Source organism: Stenotrophomonas sp. CASM110 (assembly GCF_049384345.1).
GTDB classification, from domain to species: domain Bacteria; phylum Pseudomonadota; class Gammaproteobacteria; order Xanthomonadales; family Xanthomonadaceae; genus Stenotrophomonas; species Stenotrophomonas muris.
In genome coordinates this window covers 1-1,161 of sequence record NZ_JBMRGI010000047.1, presented here as the reverse complement: position 1 = coordinate 1,161, position 1,161 = coordinate 1, and the positions used below count along the sequence as shown (strand labels likewise).

At 61.2% G+C, this 1,161-nt stretch carries 1 protein-coding gene; it reads right to left on the bottom strand.

Annotation, left to right across the window (positions count from 1 at the left end; translation table 11 throughout):
* Positions 1 to 17: 17 nt before the first annotated feature.
* Positions 18 to 932: an IS110-like element ISStma6 family transposase gene (locus tag VG561_RS21125; RefSeq protein WP_014645756.1), complete on the bottom strand. Its 915-nt coding sequence runs from the start codon at positions 930 to 932 to the stop codon at positions 18 to 20.
* Between the last annotated feature and the right edge of the window lie 229 nt (positions 933 to 1,161).

Genomic DNA, 1,161 nt, shown 5'->3' with positions numbered 1-1,161 from the left:
CAGTAGCAACTGTCTTGTCAGGGGCAGCCGAGGGCCACCTCGGCGTCCCGCTTACGGGCGTTGAGGATCACCAGCATTTTGCGCATGACCGCCACGAGCGCCACCTTGCTCGCTTTGCCCTTGGCCTTCAGGCCAGCGTAAAACGCGCGCAGTCTTGGCTCGTACCGGATGGCCGTCAGGGCCGCCATGTAAAGGGCTTCGCGTACCACTGCGCGCCCACCACTGATCCGCCGTTGGCCCTGCCAGGTGCCACTTTCGCGGTTCATCGGGGCCAACCCCACCAGCGATGCTATGGCTTTGCTTCCCAAGCTGCCCAGTTCGGGCAACTCGCAGGCCAGTGTGCTGATCAGGATGGGGCCGACGCCTTTGAGCGCGCCGATATTCTTCCAGCCAGGCTGTCCCTCAAGCTGCTCGGCAATAGCTTTATCCAGTTGCTTCAGGTCGTCAGATAGCTGGGCTATATGGCGTTGCTTCATCGCAATCAGATCCGGATCGACCAATCGCCGCAAGCGCTGCATCTCACTGACCCGCATCTGCACCAGATGCCTGCGGCATTGCGCAAATTCAGCCAGACGCTGCTGCCAAGGGGCAGGCGGTACGTAGCGGGTCAGCGGTAACAAATGGGCCATCTGCGCCAGCACTGTCGCATCGAGCCGATCGGTCTTTGCGGCACGGCCTGTGCCTTGGGCAAATCGCCGTGCACGCGCCGGATTGATTCGCACCATCGGCAGGCCGGCGGCGTGCAATACATCCAGAGCAGCACGCTCGTAACCCCCGCTTGCCTCAAGAACGACCTGCTTGATCGGCCACGTCTTCAGCCACCGAATTAAGCGTACAAAGCCGCGCTTGTCGTTGCTGAATTGGCGAAACTGCTCTCCATGGACGGCCACATCCAGCGTGGCTTTGCTCACATCAATCCCGATCCCAAACATGGCAGAACTCCGCTAGGCTGACAGGGTCGAGAGCTCTCCCCGCTTGCCCAGTCTTATCAGTTCGAGCGCCAACTCAACCAACTGTTCGGGCGGTTCAGGGAGAATCCGGCGTGGGGACCCAAGCTACTTCTCGGTCGCAAGACCTGGATCCACACGGTCGCCCACGCCGGGCTCTCGGCACCCAAGGTGCCAGATCGGCAAGAGATAAGATCCACGCCATGCGTGGATG

What these genes read in the sequence shown, in the direction of transcription:
- VG561_RS21125 (WP_014645756.1), bottom strand. Translation starts at nt 932, where the DNA reads ATGTTTGGGATCGGGATTGATGTGAGCAAAGCCACGCTGGATGTGGCC.